Annotated in this window: 15 protein-coding genes and 4 tRNA genes; all 19 read right to left on the reverse strand. The window is 49.2% G+C overall.

Annotation, left to right across the window (positions count from 1 at the left end; genetic code table 11):
• Nucleotides 1–238 precede the first annotated feature (238 nt).
• The 19 genes from LLF78_05250 to LLF78_05340 all read right to left on the reverse strand — a co-directional run bounded on the left by LLF78_05250 (nucleotide 239) and on the right by LLF78_05340 (nucleotide 16,793).
• Nucleotides 239–313: transfer RNA gene (locus LLF78_05250), tRNA-Gly, on the reverse strand.
• A 17-nt stretch (nucleotides 314–330) separates the two neighbouring features.
• A tRNA-Phe gene (locus tag LLF78_05255) sits at nucleotides 331–406 on the reverse strand.
• A 22-nt stretch (nucleotides 407–428) separates the two neighbouring features.
• Nucleotides 429–505: transfer RNA gene (locus LLF78_05260), tRNA-Asp, on the reverse strand.
• Between the two features lie 17 nt (nucleotides 506–522).
• Nucleotides 523–597 (reverse strand) — tRNA-Val (locus LLF78_05265).
• A gap of 109 nt (nucleotides 598–706) precedes the next feature.
• Entirely contained in the window at nucleotides 707–1,996 is a 1,290-nt protein-coding gene (locus LLF78_05270) for an adenylosuccinate synthase (protein ID MCE5201902.1), read from the reverse strand.
• The gene (locus LLF78_05275; GenBank protein ID MCE5201903.1) at nucleotides 1,993–2,976 is read right to left on the reverse strand and encodes a divergent polysaccharide deacetylase family protein; all 984 of its coding nucleotides are present in this window, start codon (nucleotides 2,974–2,976) and stop codon (nucleotides 1,993–1,995) included. Before LLF78_05275 ends, LLF78_05270 begins: the two co-directional genes overlap by 4 nt.
• 15 nt (nucleotides 2,977–2,991) lie before the next feature.
• Nucleotides 2,992–4,188, reverse strand: a complete 1,197-nt coding sequence (locus tag LLF78_05280) for a S41 family peptidase (protein MCE5201904.1) — start codon at nucleotides 4,186–4,188, stop codon at nucleotides 2,992–2,994.
• A 59-nt stretch (nucleotides 4,189–4,247) separates the two neighbouring features.
• Nucleotides 4,248–5,456: a peptidoglycan DD-metalloendopeptidase family protein gene (locus LLF78_05285; GenBank protein MCE5201905.1), complete on the reverse strand. Its 1,209-nt coding sequence runs from the start codon at nucleotides 5,454–5,456 to the stop codon at nucleotides 4,248–4,250.
• A 20-nt stretch (nucleotides 5,457–5,476) separates the two neighbouring features.
• Nucleotides 5,477–6,361 (reverse strand): permease-like cell division protein FtsX, encoded by an 885-nt coding sequence (locus LLF78_05290; protein MCE5201906.1) that lies wholly within the window; start codon nucleotides 6,359–6,361, stop codon nucleotides 5,477–5,479.
• Nucleotides 6,348–7,043, reverse strand: a complete 696-nt coding sequence (locus LLF78_05295; protein ID MCE5201907.1) for an ATP-binding cassette domain-containing protein — start codon at nucleotides 7,041–7,043, stop codon at nucleotides 6,348–6,350. The genes LLF78_05290 and LLF78_05295 overlap by 14 nt, the downstream gene beginning before the upstream one ends.
• Nucleotides 7,044–7,052: 9 nt before the next feature.
• A complete protein-coding gene (locus LLF78_05300; GenBank protein ID MCE5201908.1) occupies nucleotides 7,053–8,000 on the reverse strand; it encodes a transketolase in 948 nt (315 codons plus the stop codon).
• Nucleotides 7,993–8,826 (reverse strand): transketolase, encoded by an 834-nt coding sequence (locus tag LLF78_05305; protein ID MCE5201909.1) that lies wholly within the window; start codon nucleotides 8,824–8,826, stop codon nucleotides 7,993–7,995. Before LLF78_05305 ends, LLF78_05300 begins: the two co-directional genes overlap by 8 nt.
• Nucleotides 8,813–9,820, reverse strand: a complete 1,008-nt coding sequence (gene csaB / locus LLF78_05310; GenBank protein ID MCE5201910.1) for a polysaccharide pyruvyl transferase CsaB — start codon at nucleotides 9,818–9,820, stop codon at nucleotides 8,813–8,815. The genes LLF78_05305 and csaB overlap by 14 nt, the downstream gene beginning before the upstream one ends.
• Before the next feature lie 4 nt (nucleotides 9,821–9,824).
• Nucleotides 9,825–11,729 carry a DUF5693 family protein gene (locus tag LLF78_05315; GenBank protein ID MCE5201911.1) on the reverse strand — a complete coding sequence of 635 codons (1,905 nt, stop codon included), beginning with the start codon at nucleotides 11,727–11,729 and terminating at the stop codon, nucleotides 9,825–9,827.
• A gap of 2 nt (nucleotides 11,730–11,731) precedes the next feature.
• Nucleotides 11,732–12,322 (reverse strand): Maf family protein, encoded by a 591-nt coding sequence (locus LLF78_05320; GenBank protein ID MCE5201912.1) that lies wholly within the window; start codon nucleotides 12,320–12,322, stop codon nucleotides 11,732–11,734.
• The gene (locus LLF78_05325) at nucleotides 12,319–12,567 is read right to left on the reverse strand and encodes a hypothetical protein (GenBank protein ID MCE5201913.1); all 249 of its coding nucleotides are present in this window, start codon (nucleotides 12,565–12,567) and stop codon (nucleotides 12,319–12,321) included. The genes LLF78_05320 and LLF78_05325 overlap by 4 nt, the downstream gene beginning before the upstream one ends.
• Nucleotides 12,568–13,377 carry an undecaprenyl-diphosphate phosphatase gene (locus LLF78_05330; GenBank protein ID MCE5201914.1) on the reverse strand — a complete coding sequence of 270 codons (810 nt, stop codon included), beginning with the start codon at nucleotides 13,375–13,377 and terminating at the stop codon, nucleotides 12,568–12,570. It lies immediately after the preceding gene.
• A gap of 21 nt (nucleotides 13,378–13,398) precedes the next feature.
• Entirely contained in the window at nucleotides 13,399–15,030 is a 1,632-nt protein-coding gene (locus tag LLF78_05335; GenBank protein ID MCE5201915.1) for a Na/Pi cotransporter family protein, read from the reverse strand.
• 50 nt (nucleotides 15,031–15,080) lie between these two features.
• On the reverse strand, nucleotides 15,081–16,793 hold the full coding sequence (locus LLF78_05340) for a ribonuclease J (protein MCE5201916.1): 1,713 nt from the start codon (nucleotides 16,791–16,793) through the stop codon (nucleotides 15,081–15,083).
• Nucleotides 16,794–16,854: the final 61 nt, after the last annotated feature.

Genomic DNA, 16,854 nt, shown 5'->3' on the forward strand with positions numbered 1-16,854 from the left:
GCGCATATCCGTAGGACCGCAGATCAGATAAATCTGTTTGCCGCTGTGATCGAACATGAAAACTCCCCCTTGCTGTTAAGTTACGGGGGAGTTTAGACGTTTGATGTTATCTGGGATAGGTACGGATGGTTTGACGCTTACCTTACCTTACATTTGACGCTTACCATATTGTTGGAAAAGTTTGGGAGTAAAACAAAAAACGGCCCGTAAGTAAAAACTTACGAACCGTTGATATATCTGGAGCGGAAGACGGGATTTGGACCCGCGACCCCAACCTTGGCAAGGTTGTGCTCTACCCCTGAGCTACTTCCGCAATATCTGCAGTTTTACTGGTGGCGGGACCCAGAATTGAACTGGGGACACACGGATTTTCAGTCCGTTGCTCTACCTACTGAGCTATCCCGCCATCTCAGTGGCGTTTAAAAAAGTGGCGGAGCTGACGGGACTTGAACCCGCGACCTCCGGCGTGACAGGCCGGCGCTCTAACCAATTGAGCTACAGCTCCACTTCGGTGTTGTCCAATGGTGGGCGGAATAGGGTTCGAACCTACGACCCCCTGCGTGTAAGGCAGGTGCTCTCCCGCTGAGCTATCCGCCCGCTCCGCATAGCCGTACCGCATCAGCGACAACGTAAGCTATTATACCGATTTCAGCTTACATGTCAACAGTTTCATGACATTCTTGCCGCCGGATCTTTCTCCTGTTTTTTAGTTTCTTCTGAGAAGGGCGTTCCCCCACTGTGCCCCGACTCCGATCCATATGACCGGTATGCCGGTGTAGTCCTCAATAAATTTTATGTATGCCCGAGCCTGTTGCGGCAGTGCTTTAAGTTCGCTGCAGCCGACAAGGTCTACCTTCCATCCGGGCATTGATCTGTAAACAGGTTCCGCCCTATACATCTCGTCAATGCTGAGGTCAAAACTTTTTCTCTCTTTGCCGTCAACTATGTACGATGTGCATATTTTAAGTTCGTCAATGCCGGTAAGCACGTCCAGTTTCGTCATTGAAAGGGTATGGACCCCGTTTTCCCGCAGTGCATATTTAAGCGCGGGAAGGTCAAGCCATCCTATGCGCCTTGGTTCGCCTGTTATGCCGGCGAATTCACCGCCCCTGTTTCTTATGAACGGCGCCACAGAACCTGTTTCTTCCGTTATAAACGGGCCGCTGTCCGTTCTGGTACAGTATGATTTTGCAACTCCTATCACATGCATCGGCGCACTATTCCTGATACCTGTCCCTATAAAGGCCGATGCAGAAATAGTCGATGCCGGCATTATGTAGGGGTATATCCCCCTGTCTATGTCGTTCATGGTACCATCGCTGCCCTCAAAGAGTATCCCAAGGTTTTTTGCGAATGCTGTCTCAACTATCGCCGTCGGGTCTCCAATATATGGCTTAAGTTTTTCTCCATTTTCCAGGCATTTCCCCAGGAGCACCGACGGTTCAAGCTCTTTTTCCCCGTATATTTTGGAGAAGTATTCATTTTTGATAGTCAGGTTATGCTCGATCTTTTTACGCAGCACATCAGGCGAGAAAAGATCTCCCGCCCTTATTCCCAGACGCCGGAATTTGTCTGCGCAGCATGGTCCAAGACCTAATTCCTGCATTGTCCTGTTGTTCCCGTGCCCAAGTATGCGGCCCTCCAGGACATCCAGTTTTTTATGGTAGTCCAGTATAAGATGGCACTCAGGGCTGATGACTAGCTCCGCTTTAAGCACCCCGGCTTCTTTAAGCAGGGATATTTCTGCGGATATTTTTTCAAGGTCAAGGACAACATTACAGCATATAAGGCATTTCTTCCCGTCATTGTTTATTCCGCTTGGAAGATAGTTGACTCTGAATCGTTCTCCGCCTGCTGTTATGCTTCGGCCGCCATTGGAACAGCCCTGAAAGCGTATTATTACTCCGGAACGGCCGGCAAGGAAATCCAGCATGCGCCCCTTACCTTCATTGCCCCACTGCATACCTATGACTATGTTGTTCTCAGAACCGGTCATTCGGCATCTCCCTTTTCCTGATGCAGAGCAAGTATCCCCGCCATTTCGGGAATAGTTATAAGGCGCACGGGAAGTGTTCTGTAATTTGCATTGAGTTCCTCAAGAAAGAGCACCGTAACCGGCCTGAAATGGCATATAACGATCAGATGTCCTCTTTTTACGGCATATTTGACCGCCTCGTTGAACTTTGCCTTGATAGCATTTTTATCTGCCGTCCCGTCAAGAAAGCCGTTGTTTTTGAGTGCGGTCACACCCGCAGCTTTAGCAACATCATACGCTACACTTTTGCCTGATGTCCTGCTGTCGAGGAATATGAGCTGACGAGCCTTCAGTTCATCAATGACCGGTTCCATAGTGTTTCTGTCCGCCGTAGCAAGCGACCCTCTGTGGTTGCTTAAGCCTGCCGTGTCCGGCAGGGTATCAAGCGCCGCCGCTGTTATTTCGCGTATTTTAGTACTGCTCATGCCACGGCCGATGAGATATGGCCCGCCGTTTTTATCTGCCTCAGCCTGCATCGGCAGATGCAGAAGGTATGGTATCCCCTCTGAAGCAGCCAGTTTAGCAGTCGCCTGTGCATATTTTGTATATGGCATGATCGCCCATGTGAGCGGGATGCTGAGTTTAGAAATCTTTCGCGTCAGTTTCATCTGCTCGCCGCCGTCGTCAACGACCAGAGACAAAACCGGCCTTTTATCGGTTTGTACCGATTCCGGAGCGCCTGTTCTGATTGCCGGCGCAGGCACTTTGTCTCTGGATGTTGTCTCTGTCCCGCCCTTTATTTTATTGATCCCTCTGATTTCAGCTGTGATTTTTTCTGTCTTCCGTACTACCTCGTCTGCCGTCCTTACTATCGGAGCCGGGATATGTTCCGGGTACAGGCGGCACAAAACTAAGACGAGAGCAGCTGCAAGGAACAGCAGCAAAGCCATTTTCGCAAGTATGGCAAACGATGTGCGCGGACTGCGGTAATGACGTCCCATCTTATCGATCCAACGCTATTTCTTTTTCCCAATTTCATTTTTTAATATGGAAAGGCCTTTCTGCAGCTGTTTGTCGGCGTTCTTATCCTTCTTTGGCTCACCGCCCATCCTGATGTTCGGCTCAAGCCCCTTATGGTCGATTATAACTCCTGACGGAGTCGTGTAGCGCGCTATTGTGATGTAGATCCCGGAATTATCCGGCAGGTTGAAGAGTGACTGGACAGAACCCTTGCCGAAGGTCCTCATTCCGACGATCGTACCGCGTTTATGGTCTTTGATGGCGCCGGCAAGTATCTCTGCTGCGCTGGCACTACCCTCATTGACGAGCACTACAAGCGGAAGATTGTTGGCCCTGCCTTCTTTTGCATACATAATATCGTTGGCCCTGTCAAAGCGGCCCTTCATCCCTACGACAACTCCTCCGTTGATGAACTGTGATGTGACATCTACACATGATTCCAACAGTCCGCCGGGATTGTTCCTGAGGTCCAGAAGTATGCCCGCCGCTTTTTTACCGTTTGCCGACTTTATAGCTGCGGTCAGTTCCTGATCAGTCTTGAAGTTAAACTGGTTGATTTTTATATATGCTACGTTCTTTATCATCTCAAGACGAACTGTCTTTATTTTGATGATTTCCCTGACCATGTTGAATTGGAGGATCTTATCGACATTTTTACGCCGCACCCAAATATTGACAGCTTTGCCGGAAGGCCCGCGAAGCAGCTTGACGACCTCATCACTGTTTAAGCCAACGACATTTTTGTCGCCTACTTTTATTATTTCATCAAGAGGCTTTAGCCCGGCCTTATCTGCCGGAGTGCCTTCCATAGGAGCGATAACTATTGTCCTCCCGTCTCTTGACGTGATGTATATGCCAAGACCGCCGTATTCACCCTCCATCTCGAGGTTTTCTTCCTCCAGCGCCTTGGGTTCCACAAAACGGGTAAAGGGATCTCCTACTGATTCAACAAGCCCCTTCATTGCCCCGTAATACATTTTCGTGTCGTCTATCTTGCCTTTTTTATCACCATCGACATGGTATGTTTCAAGCGCAAGTTTTGTCTGTTTGATTATGGAAAGCTGCTGCGGAGAGAACGGCAGCCCTTTAGGCCAGTCTGCTCCTACTGCCTGGGGAACCAGATATATGCCTGCAGCTATTAGAAGCCCTATAACTATCCCTATCGACAGATCCTTAATTTTTTTCACTTTCACCACTGACCTTTCTATAATACCGAGGGAGAAGAATAACCGCTCCTGCGAATTTCATTATATTACTGCAGGTAACGCATCGGATTAACTGCATCACCGTTGGCTCTGACCTCAAAATGAAGATGGTTGCCCGTCGCGATCCCTGTCGAACCGACACGGCCTATGACTGTACCCCTTTGTACCTTTGCATCTTCAACACAGTCTATACCGGAAAGGTGCGCGTAAACCGTGGTAAGGTTTCCTCCGTGGTCGATTATTACGACCTGTCCATAGCCGCGCATCCAGCCGGTATAAAGGATTTCACCGGCATCGGCCGCACGGACGGGCGCACCCTTAGGCGCACTTATGTCGATCCCGGTGTGGGTGATCTTCGTCTTAAAGACCGGATGTATCCTTGTACCGAAGGAGCTGGTGATATTTCCATGAACAGGCCATGCCAGACGTCCGCCCCGATAGTAGACTGTCTCTTTTTTGCCTGGGTTCCTCGCCTGATTCAGCCTTCTTTTTTCTGCAAGCAGGCGTTTGACTGTTGACTGAAGCTCTTTTGATGCTCTCAGCAGCTCTTCCTGTTCCGCCATGTACAGCGCCTTGTCCCTGCGTACTTTAGAGAGCAGCAGATTACGCTCGTCGGACGCGCTCCTGAGTTCTGTGTGCTGCTGCTTAAGTTCCTTCCCTCGGGATTGGAGCCTTGCCTGCTGCTCTTTGAGCTCCTGCTGAGTTTCGCTTAACTTTTTTTTCTGTGCAGTAAGGTCGTTTATCAATGCCTGATCCTGTTCCGCGATCCTGCCAAGAAGATATGTGTTGGAAAGCGCATCCTCTGCACCCTGGGAGGAGAGCAGGAGGGTGAACTCTGTCACCCCGCCGTATTTGTATATAGAAACGAGCCTTTTGCCCAGAAGTTCCTGCGCCTCTCTTATCCCTTTATTCGTATCGGCTATTTCGTTTGAAAGTTTTACTATATTTCGCTGCACCTTTTTTATGTGCAGCGTCACAACATTGACCTTCTGCTGCGTTACGGTTATTTTCTGACTCAGTTCCTCTATCTGCGAAGATACGTCCCTTTCTTTTTTAGATGTCTCTTTAATTTTTTTATTAGTCAAAGATATACGCTTCTGTATCTTCTGATACTCCTGTTCCTGCTTTTTTATCTGGCTGTCAAGATCAGCTGCGCTTGTGGCGGCAAACACAGATGCTCCTGTTGCATACGGCAAAACAGCGGCGACTGTAGAAATAATAAACAGTTTAAACAGCTTTTTTTTAAATAAGGCCATTTTTCCTCCATTACAACACACTAGAGAGACCTAGATGCTTTTCTTATAAAATTCTCAACTGCAAGCAGGCTTGCTATAAGGCTGATCGCAGCGCCGCAGCAGATGAGCATGAACCCAAGCTTACCTATCAGTTTCGGTGATTCAAGAAATGGAAGGAAGGGCAGCATGTCTTTCAGTCTTATTATCGCAGAGTAATAAGTGCCGCCGAGCAGCAATGATGCAAGCAGCGCTCCGGCAAATCCGAGGATGAATCCCTGGATCACAAAGGGAAGCGTTACGTAGGTCGACGTCGCACCGACCATCATCATAACTCTGATCTCCTCTTCTCTTGAATAGACCGATATTCTTATTGTGTTGAACAAAACTATACCGCTTGCGGCTATGGCAATAATAAGCATGATTATGGAAAATCTTTCAACGAAGTTGGATACGTTTGTAAGTTTTTCCGCAACGCGTCCGGCATAGACGATGTCATCAACTTCAGGTACAGCGACCAGCATCCTTGCGGTCTCTGCAACATTTGAGGCCCTGTTGACACGCACCTCGACGCTTGAAGGAAGAGGGTTTTCACCAAGCAGCGTGACCGCGTCAGCCTGATTGCCTATCCTTGCGCGAAGCCTTTCAAGAGCCATCTCTTTCGTAATAATTTTTGTATCTTTAACATCCGGTATGACGCGTATCTTTTTTGCGACTGCTTCTATATCAACGCCTGGTTTTAAGTACGCCTGTATAGATAGCTGATTTTCCATCATCCCAACTATATTTCTTACATTCAGCACAAGAAGGGTGCTCGCACCGATGACATAGAAAACAGACATTGCCGTGAATATCGTGAGTAAGCTCATTCCCCAATGACGGACTACAAGCCTGATCCCGTCCCTGCATGCATATCTAACAGCTGCCATCGAGCTCATACCTCCTCTGGGCCTCGTCGCGCACTATTCTGCCGCGGTGGATCTCAACGACCCGGTGGCGATAGGTGTTGACAAGGATCTGATTGTGAGTTGCCATGATAACAGTTGTCCCTGCCGCATTTATTTCAAGAAAAAGCTGCATTATTTCGTCTGCGGTGTGGCTGTCGACGTTGCCTGTCGGTTCGTCGGCCAGGATGAGTGAGGGCTCGTTGACGATCGCCCTCGCTATTGCAAGACGCTGCTGTTCCCCTCCGGACATCTGCGGCGGATATAGGTTGCGTCTGCGCCATATACCTACGGTCTTCAATACTTCGGATACCCTATCTGATATATCTTTGGGCGGAAGTCCCATTACCTCAAGAACAAACGCTACGTTTTCAAATGCAGTGAGGTTGGGCAGAAGCATGAAGTCCTGGAACACTACGCCGATATCTCTTCTGAACAGAGCAAGATCAAATCTGCCGATTTTCCTCAGAAGGTTGCCTCCTACGCTTATCTGCCCCCTCGTGGGGACGACCTCGCGGGAGATGCAGCGCATAAGAGTCGTCTTGCCGGACCCTGTCTCTCCCACAAGGTATACGAACTCACCGCTGTTCACCTGAAGATATATGTCTTCAAGCGCAACTATGTCAGGCTGAAATATTTTGGTGACACCAGAAAATTTTATATCCATTATATGATGCTACCTCCTGCGGAGCGCCCATACCTGGGCTGCCGCATTGACGATTTCTTTCCATGTAAGTCCGTAGTATTCGCGGAGCTCCTCAGGAGTACCGCTGTTCACAAACTGATCTTCTATCCCTACAAAGCGCACAGGCACGGGATATGTGCTGCAAAGGCATTCCGCCAGCGCTCCGCCAAGCCCGCCTATGCAGCAATGCTCCTCTGCCGCAACACAACAACCTGTCCTTCTCACCGAGGCCAGCACGATCTGCTCAGGGAAAGGCTTCAGACTATAACAATCTATGACTTCCGCACTTATGCCCTGCTGCTCGAGTATCTCAGCAGCAGCAATAGCATTACTGACCATGATACCACATGCACAGATAGTGACGCCTGTGCCCTCTCTCAGTAAACGCGCACCTCCGGCATAGTATAAGTCATCCGGATCATATCGGGGCTGCAAAATAGAGGTCATGCCAAGTCTGAGATAAACAGGTCCGTCTACCGTCTCAGAGGCTTTGGCAATTCCATAGACTGATCCTATGTCCGATGGAACAAAAATATTCATATTCGGCATTGCGCGCATTAGGGCCAGGTCCTCTATGATAAGAGAGGCCACACCTTCCTGGCCCTTTGAAAGACCCCCGTCGGCAGCCGCGATCCTCACATTAAGCGAGGGTATCGCAAGCGCCTCGCGTATCTGTCCATAACATCTGGCGACAAGTCTGGAACAGTTGCCTGTGATCCATGGTTTCTTGCCGTTGAGCGCAAAGCCGGCAGCATTGAGTATAGCATCGGCCTCAGACGCCGCAAAAAATATTTTTTCCTTAGGCAGTTTTCCCAGGATGCCGATATCAAAGCCTGTATCCGGCACAACCAGCATAAAGTCATCATGCCTCTGAGCATATTTCTCAATATAATCGCAGAAAACATCCCATACGCTGGTTGTTTGCGTCTTATTATTCATTTATATGCCCCTCCAGCTCTTCTAAAGCCTGATCCATATCGTCCATACTCATCGACCTTGTATACCTGGATGGATCTGCATCTACAAAGGATATTCCCTTTCCGTTTTTTGCGTCGATGAAAACAGCCTTTGGTAAACCACATAAAAATTCCTGAGAGGAAAATACATCTTCCATCTCCTCAAAGCTGTGTCCGTCTATAGAAAGGACAGCCCATCCGTATTCGCGCATTATTTTTTTATGTTCTTCCGTTCCGCCATGCACAGCGTCATTGATTCTTCCCGGCACAGCAACGATCAGCAGTATCAAATTGCCCAACCCGGCATGGGCCGACCTCTTGGCTTCAAGATGGAAGTCGTGTAATTGGAACACATCTTCGCCGGAAAGGCAGAAAACCCTGGGAGCAAGTCCATCCGTCTGCAGCGACTCCGCAAGCGCTGCTGCAACCGCAAGTTCAGGACCGACTGTAATACACGGAGCATCTATGCCAGGAGTGCGCCTGAAATCCGGCAAAGCCTGAAGCATTGCGCCAAGCCGGCGATAGTGCCATAATTCGTCTCTTTCAAAGTATCCCCTTCTTGCAAGCACGGCATAAAGCGCAGGGACTCCATTTTCTATGCCAAGCAGAAATCTGTCGCGGTCTTCCCTGAGCGGGTCCTCCGCAACGACAAGCAACTCCTCCCAGTAAAGGAATACAAGGATATCTGCTATAGACAGCGGGACCTCCAGCGGACCGGAGCGAGCGACCCCCACCATCCGCACGATATCTTTCCGTATCTCTGATGCCAGTGCCTTAAGTTCTTCTGTCCGGCTTTCATCCATTTGCATCACCCATAGCCACATCGTATCCCTGTCTGAAAGAGGCCGAGGCCACCGAGGAAATCCCGGCAAGGATATTCTCATCCACAGGGACCGAAAAACCAGCCCCCCATGAATCAAATACAGGAATATCCCACTCTTCGCAGAAGGAACGCACCTTGGGGTCATACGGCACGCCGCGCGTCGGCAACCCCGCCAGAAGCGCAAGTACAAGGAAATGGAGCCTCATTCCTATAGCACAGCAACTTCCGCTGAGTATATTTTCATAGTCAGCGATACTTTTGAGAACAGTAATTTGATCCAGTTTGAGAATTCCGGACTCATGATATTTTTCAAGCTCGGCGGTATCGGCATCTGAAAGCGCAATACCGATGATTTTAAGTTTTTTTTCTTCCGCGATATTTGCGGCATGTTTGGCAGCAAGTCTTGATATTTTTTCGTAACCCTGCCTGAGGTTCAGCAGAAGGACATCGCCGTGGGCATAATCTCTTTTTATTTTCAGGCACATTACAAGATCCGGTGCGAGGGTACCGAACAACCCCCAGTTATTGATCATCCCGAGGGAGCTACGGTCCCTGACTCCGCGGTATACGCATGAGACAAAGGCGCCACGGGCAAGATATGACCCCGTCATGCTTTTCAGCGGCCCAATGGACTGGCCTACCGCCCATGGACGTGCGCCGCAGAAAAGTGCCATCCGTACGATACCCCAGTAATACAGGCACGACCTAACGCTTGTTGAATCCTGAAAGAGACCTCCGCCTCCCAGGAGAAGAGTCTTTGTTCTTTTCATTATGCCGTAAATTTTTTTTATATTCCACCTGTCAAACGCCTGTATCCCCAGCTTCTCAGATGTCTCGCGGGGATTGGCCGATAATATTGCAATTCTCTCTTTGTTTGTTCCTGCGGTCTCAAGCTGTGCGACTACCGCCTCAGCAAGCAGTTCATCACCGAGATTGCCGAATCCGTAGTATCCCGCTACAAGCACATCGAAGCTCCGCATCGATCTAATATCTCTCTCCGTACTTTTTCATTATAGGAACAGGAATCAGGCTGATCACCGCTACAAGGACAAATCCAACGAGCAGCCCCAGCCACCAGCCATTTATGACCCTTATTACGCTGAGAGACAGCAGCGTATGGAAGTGGCAGAACGTGTTTACGGCAGAGCAGAAAGCCAGCACTGCGGCAATACGCAGAACTTCACGGTAGTGTGCCCCACATCCCTTTCTCACGATATACCAATATAGAACAAGGGAGGGATATCCGATGAGAAACTCTTTTGTCCTCGGACGGACGAGAAGCAGGCGCTCTATAAAATCACGGAAGGTTATTTCCCATGCCGGCACATTGGAAACATTATCGCTTCTCAATGCCATTATCAGAAGAGCAACCATCATTAACCCGACAAGCATAAGCTCCCCCCAAAGAGCCGGCCTCTGTATAATATCTCCGATCGATTCGGGATGGATACGACGCTTGAGATCGTGCGTGACCAAGAGCACCGGCGGGAGCAGCAACGTCAGCTTTACTCCTGAAAACGGAGTAAGTCTCAATGCGGCAAGTGTAGTACCATAGAAAGATGCTATCGAGAGTCCGCCGGCGATTATGATAAAAAGTCCGCCAAGCGCTCCCAGCAATGGTTTTTTATTGCATTCAAGTGCGGTCAGCGCGGCCTCTGTGGCTATAAACGCGCCGCAGAAACCTCCGCATAGACGCGCGGCAAGCGGTATTTTCCATATAATACCCGCCATTAAAAAAGAACAAGCCAACAGTAATGCCGTTTCCTTAAGCCCCACTCCGTCATTCTCAATTCCAGAGAGGCGGACGCAGTAGAACCATAAGCAGAACACGAGAGAGAGAGCGCTTGCAAGCGCTCCTGCGGCAGGGACCGGCCTATCCGGCATTGTCTGTGGCCAGGCAAAATCATAACCTCTTGCGGCAAGAGCATCCCGTGTTCCTGAAAGGTCCTCAAGGAACACCTCAAGCCTGTTTCCCATCTGGAGATCGTAAGGGTGCATCATTACAAACCTTACCGACCGCTCATGGACTGCCCTTACAAAACGTTCTTCCATCTGTCTGCGCGATGTATTTTTCGATATTATCTCGTCCCTTGTAAGGCTGTGCAGAGGTATTACGTTCGGCGCCATCATCATGGCAAATCCAGTGTCACCGATCTGCTTGACGAATTCCACCTTCGACAGGCTGATGCCGTCCTGTTTCAAAACCTTAGCAAGAGGAGCGATATTCGGATATCCCGGCAATATCATCCCTGAAGGAATGATATTTTTGATCTGTCTGTAGTGTCCCGCGAGAAAATCCAGGGCGTCCGCCACATCCTTCCCTCCTGCTGGGGTGCAGGGTCCGGGACGGAAAAGAACGGGAATGTCATTCTCCAGACAGAATTGCAGCGCGGAAAAATCCGGCACAATGGAAGAAAATTTGAACTCTTTGGTATCAGCCGGAAGTACTATGGCTATACTGCCTCCAACTTCGTATCTCATAGCTTTAGGCAGTTTTATTTTTATATACTGATATATAAGCTCAGAATATGGGGATGTTTTATCGATAAGGATCGACGCATTGTCCGACAGTATCCCTTTGTTATTTAAGCCCAGCGAGGCTGCGGGACCATATTCCAGCGGCAGCGGATCGCCTAGAGCCAGTTCCTCCCCGGTATATTCGGAGACAGATATGCCCATTACGCCAAGAGGATGTATCTTTTCCCACACATCACGGACAGAGATGCCGTTCTGAAGCGCCAGGGATGTTATGTCTTTATATTCAACTATAAAGGCAACGTTCTTATTACCCCGCTCGGCCTCAAGCCTGGGAATAAGGCCTACGCCGGCAAGCAGCGCCGCTGCAGTCAGTATTGTAAAAAGCAGATATCTGCGGGGAAAAAATCCCATGTTCAACCCCTCCACTGTTCAGAAAGCGGCCAGCCGAGCACCGCAAACATTTTACTGAGCCGCTCCAGCGGCAGACCTACAACATTGAAGTAACATCCTTCGATATGTTCAACAAGGAGTGTCCCGCGTTCCTGAATAGCATAAGCTCCGGCTTTATCAAAACTCTCACCCTGTGTGACGTAAGCCGCGATCTCCGTGTCATCAAGCTTGCGAAAAGTCACATCTGTCTTCTCGCAGCATATGAGCTTCCTTCCATCAGGGGCAAAGAGAGCCACTCCTGTCATCACGGTATGTGTCCTTCCCTGCAGCATCTTTATCATTATTGCCGCGTCATCGCAGTCCACAGGTTTGCCAAGCATCCTGCCGTCTATCACAACTGTCGTATCTGCTCCAATGACCCAACTGCGCGGATGCCGGCTGTAAACTTCAGCCGCTTTGCTCTCGGCAAGCCTGCGGACCATAGCTTCCGGTCCCTCCCCGGCATTGGTTTTTTCTTCAATCAGCGCCTCTTCGACATCAAAATTCCAGCCAAGCGACCTGAGCAGTTCACGTCTTCTGGGACTGCCTGAAGCAAGTATGATATTTATATTCAACGCAGTCCCCAGATCCCGATTATTCCGCCTATCAACGTTCCAAGGTTGAGTTTAAGCGCGAAATTAAAGCCAAACTTGAGTATAACGATATCAATTTGTCTGACATCAATGGCAAAATCTGCAAAATTGACAAATACAGGCGCGATAATTGCGAACCGCTGCAGAAATATCCCAAGCCAGGTGCCTAATATGATGCAGAGAAACAGCAGCCCCCACTGAAGCGTTACGGCTTTTCTCAATGCCATTTACCATACCCCCAGATATGTAACGATTATGTCAGAGACCCCGAGCACAAGACAGTAGATGCCAAACATCCACCATCTGGATGTTATGATAAGTCTTTTTAGTATGACAAGGGCGGCCATTCCGCTGAAAAACGCTGCCAAAGCCCCTAAATACCAGCCATGGGGAAGTGCCTTTACAAAATTATCCCAACCACCGGACTGCATCGCCTGGATCAGAGTTGCTCCAAGTATGGCCGGTATCGAGAGAAGAAAAGAAAAACGAAAAGCCTCATCTTTGCCGAGCCCGGTCGAGAGCCCCGACACAATGGTCATACCTGAACGCGATACCCCTGGCAGGACCGCGATCCCCTGCGCAATGCCTACAAAAATACCGTCTGTAATGCGAACTTGTCCAAGCCCCACTCTTATGAAACGGCTGAATATAAGGATCAGACCGGTGAATACAAGACCCAGCCCCACCATAAGTGAGTTCTGAGCGGCGCTTTCTGCAAAATCTTTTATTGATATCCCTATAATGCCGGTTATCACAGTCCCGACAACAACGGCCCACCCTGTGGGCCAGCCAGAGCTCCGTCGATAATCTGAGCGGACAAACCCCTTGATCCATTCGCAAAGAAGCGCATAAATATCTCCGATAAAAAAGAGGATAGTGGCACATGCGGTCGCAACATGCAGGACAAGGTCATATGAAAGCGGCGGCATCTCTATCCCAAGAAAAATCTGTACCAGAGCCAGATGCCCGGAACTGCTTACAGGCAGAAATTCCGTAAGTCCCTGTATCAGTCCAAGGATAATTATTTCGAAGTCCATAAGAATATCACTCCTGTATTATCAGTGTTTCAGTACCTTGTTGCGGCTGTGCATGCGTTCTATATCAAAGACAACCATGGCAAGATTATGGGCATGGTCGCCGACCCTTTCCAGATTGCTCAGTATGTCTATAAAGACAACACCTGCACCCGGATTGCAGCCTCCTGCGTTCAGGCGTGCGATATGCTGGGCACGCAAGGTCTTTTCCATGTAGTCGATCTGATCTTCAAGATCCACAACCTCCTTGGCAAGTTTCGGATCCTCTTCCTCAAGCGCCTGTATACTTCTGGCTACAGCAGAGATAACAAGGTCAAACATCTCCTGACACTCTTCCCGCGCCTTATATGAGAATTTAAGTTTGTGATCTTTTAAAAACTGATACATCTCTATAAGATTGGTCGCGTGATCTCCTATCCTCTCTATGTCTCCTACACCGCTGGTGCATGAGTTAAGAAGCATGGAGAGATCCGCCGGAAGCCCCGACTGCCCGACTTCTGTCGCATAGTGTACTATATCATGGGTCAGTTCGTTAACGTTGCGTTCAGCACGGTCGACTTCGGACACAAGTTTTTCGTTGTCATCTATGATAATGGAGCGGCAGTTCTCGATCATGCGTAACGCCAATATACCCAGGCGGATCATCTCTTTGCGGACAGCGTCTACTGCTGCGGCACTCGATGCTGTGATAAGCGCCGGGTTCAGAAACATGGCGCCGACTACTTCCTGGTTTTCATCATCAGGTATGATCATCCTTATAAGCCTGGCATACTGCGAGACAAACGGCAGAAACATAAATGCGACTATGACGTTGAATATGGTGTGTGCATTGGCGACCTGTCTTGAAATATCGGATGAGGTAAGCGATATCAAAGATGTATACATCGGAAGTATCAACATAATGACAACAGTCCCCAGGACCTTGATCAAAACATGGGCCGCCGCAGCCTGTTTTGCCGACCTGTTGGCCCCGAATGACGCAAGCACTGCCGTTATCGTTGTACCAATATTATCACCCAGAATTATCGCTATTGCAGTACTGAGCGGGATGACTCCCTGAGCTGCTATCGCCATCGTGAGGCCTACCGTGGCAGAGCTTGACTGCACAACAAGAGTTACAGCCAATCCGGACAGGAAGGCCATAAAAATATGGTCTCCAAATACAGTAAGCATATCTGGCCTGGTTTTTAGAAACGCCATTGGCCCCTGCATCATTTCCATACCTATGAACAGCAGCCCGAATCCTACTAAGCCGACCCCAATTTGTCTGTGCCGTTTCTTCTTGCATAGTATGCAGAACCCCGCGCCGAACATCGCACATAGATATGCGATATCTGTGATCTTAAACGCAATAAGCTGTGCCGTGACAGTGGTGCCTATGTTAGCTCCGAGTATGACCCCTATAGCCTGTGTGAGATTCATAAAACCCACGTCGACGAAGCTCACGACCATAACGGTGGTAGCACTGCTGCTTTGGAGGATGCTTGTGACTGCCGTACCAACAAGGAGCCCTTTTATCGGAGTTCCTGTGAGTGAAGCTATGAGTTTTCGAAGTTTGTCACCTGCGATTATCTGCAGCGACTCTCCCATGACTATGATCCCGTATATAAGAATACCGACTCCTGCAAATATCTGCAAAATCGATGTTAACGACATCCAGATCTCTCCTTAAATTTTAAGAAGCGCTTTTATTGAAATTCTGTGATTCAGTTAAGCCTCGTGATCAGCGGAACTATAGTCGGATAATTTCTTGAGGTCCGTCCAAAGACATCCCTTATTCTCTTTCTTATTTCTGTCGGCAGCATTTCCGGCTTCGCGCCAGGCGTACGTTCAAACTGCTCAAGTGCAGACATAACCGCATGTTCAAGATCCCTGAATGTACCGCCGTCTTCAGATGAAAAGACGCTGCCTCTCGTCTGGATCTGTACAGATGCTGCCGGATGCAGCTTTTCGTCCAACACAAGAGAGACAACAACAAGCCCGTTCTCCGCCAACTCCCTGCGCTCGCGAAGGATACTCCCCTCGAATTCTCCAAGAGCAATACCATCCACAAGGACTGCTCCAGACTGCACCCTGCCGTCGATCTCCGCTTTATTAGGTCCTCTAAACTTTAACACATCTCCATTTTGAAGTATAAATACATTCTTTGCCGGCACACCCATTTCACGGGCCAGTTGTGCGTGGCGTACAAGGTGACGGTACTCGCCGTGCACAGGGACAAAGAACTTAGGCTTGACGAGGCTTAGCATGATGGTGAGCTCGTCACGTCCTCCGTGTCCGGAGACATGGATGTTCTCGCTTCTCTCGTATACGACCTCACAGCCGCAGCCAAAGAGTCTGTTAACTGTGTCACTCACCAGCTTTTCATTTCCCGGGATTGGCGTGGCTGAAATTATGACAAGGTCTTTCGGGCCCAGATGTATCATCCTGTGGGTCCCCCTGCTCATAAGAACAAGACCAGAGAATGGCTCCCCCTGACTGCCTGTGGTTAGGATGACAACTCTGTTATCGGACATATGTTCAGCTTCCTGGGAGGTTATCAATAAACCCTCCGGTACTTCTACAAAGCCAAGTTTACAGGCAAGTTCAACATAAGCAAGCATACTACGACCTGAGAGGACAACTTTTCTGTTAAAACGCCCCGCTGCGTTGAAAACCTGCTGCGCTCTGTGAAGGTTGCTTGAAAAAGTTGCGATCACAATGCGCCTGTCCTTATACAGGCGAAACAGGCGTTCGAACGTCTGTCCTACTGTCCTCTCGGACGCGGTGATCCCCGGCTTTTCTATATTGGTAGAGTCAGACAGCATCAGCAGAACGCCCTCTTTACCAAGCGCCGCGAATGCGCTGTAATCAGTTCTGATTCCGTCTATGGGAGTCGGGTCTAACTTGAAATCCCCTGTGTGGACTATCGTGCCAAGAGGGGTACGGATCGCCAGGGCCAGTGCATCAGGGATCGAATGACAAACAGAGATAAACTCCACCGAGAAACAACCGGCCTCTATTTTGTCACCCGGATGTATTTCCATGTATTTGGGTTCATAGTTTGTCCTCGCATCAGCCATCTTGTTCCCTATCAGACCCGCAGTAAGGCGGGAACAGTATAGCGGCACATCAAGTCCGGGCAGCACAAACGGAAGTGCGCCTATATGATCTTCGTGCCCGTGGGTGATGAAGATACCCCTTATGTGGTCCTTGTTTTCAATAAGATATTGTACATCCGGAATTACAAAATCTATCCCAAGCATTTCCTCCTCGGGGAATTTAAGGCCGCAGTCTACGATTATCATGTCGCCACCACAGCTGAAAACAGTCATGTTCTTCCCTATCTCGCCCAGCCCACCCAGCGGAATCACTTTCAACTCTCCGGCACTTACGTTGCTTTTATGCTGCCTTGTCTTTCTTCTGTCGGACATAGCCATATATCACAACTCCCCTCCAGCTTATTATCGTACCACTTAACATGGGATATATCCATAGTTT

The organism is Synergistaceae bacterium, from assembly GCA_021372895.1.
Lineage (GTDB): Bacteria > Synergistota > Synergistia > Synergistales > Synergistaceae > JAJFTP01.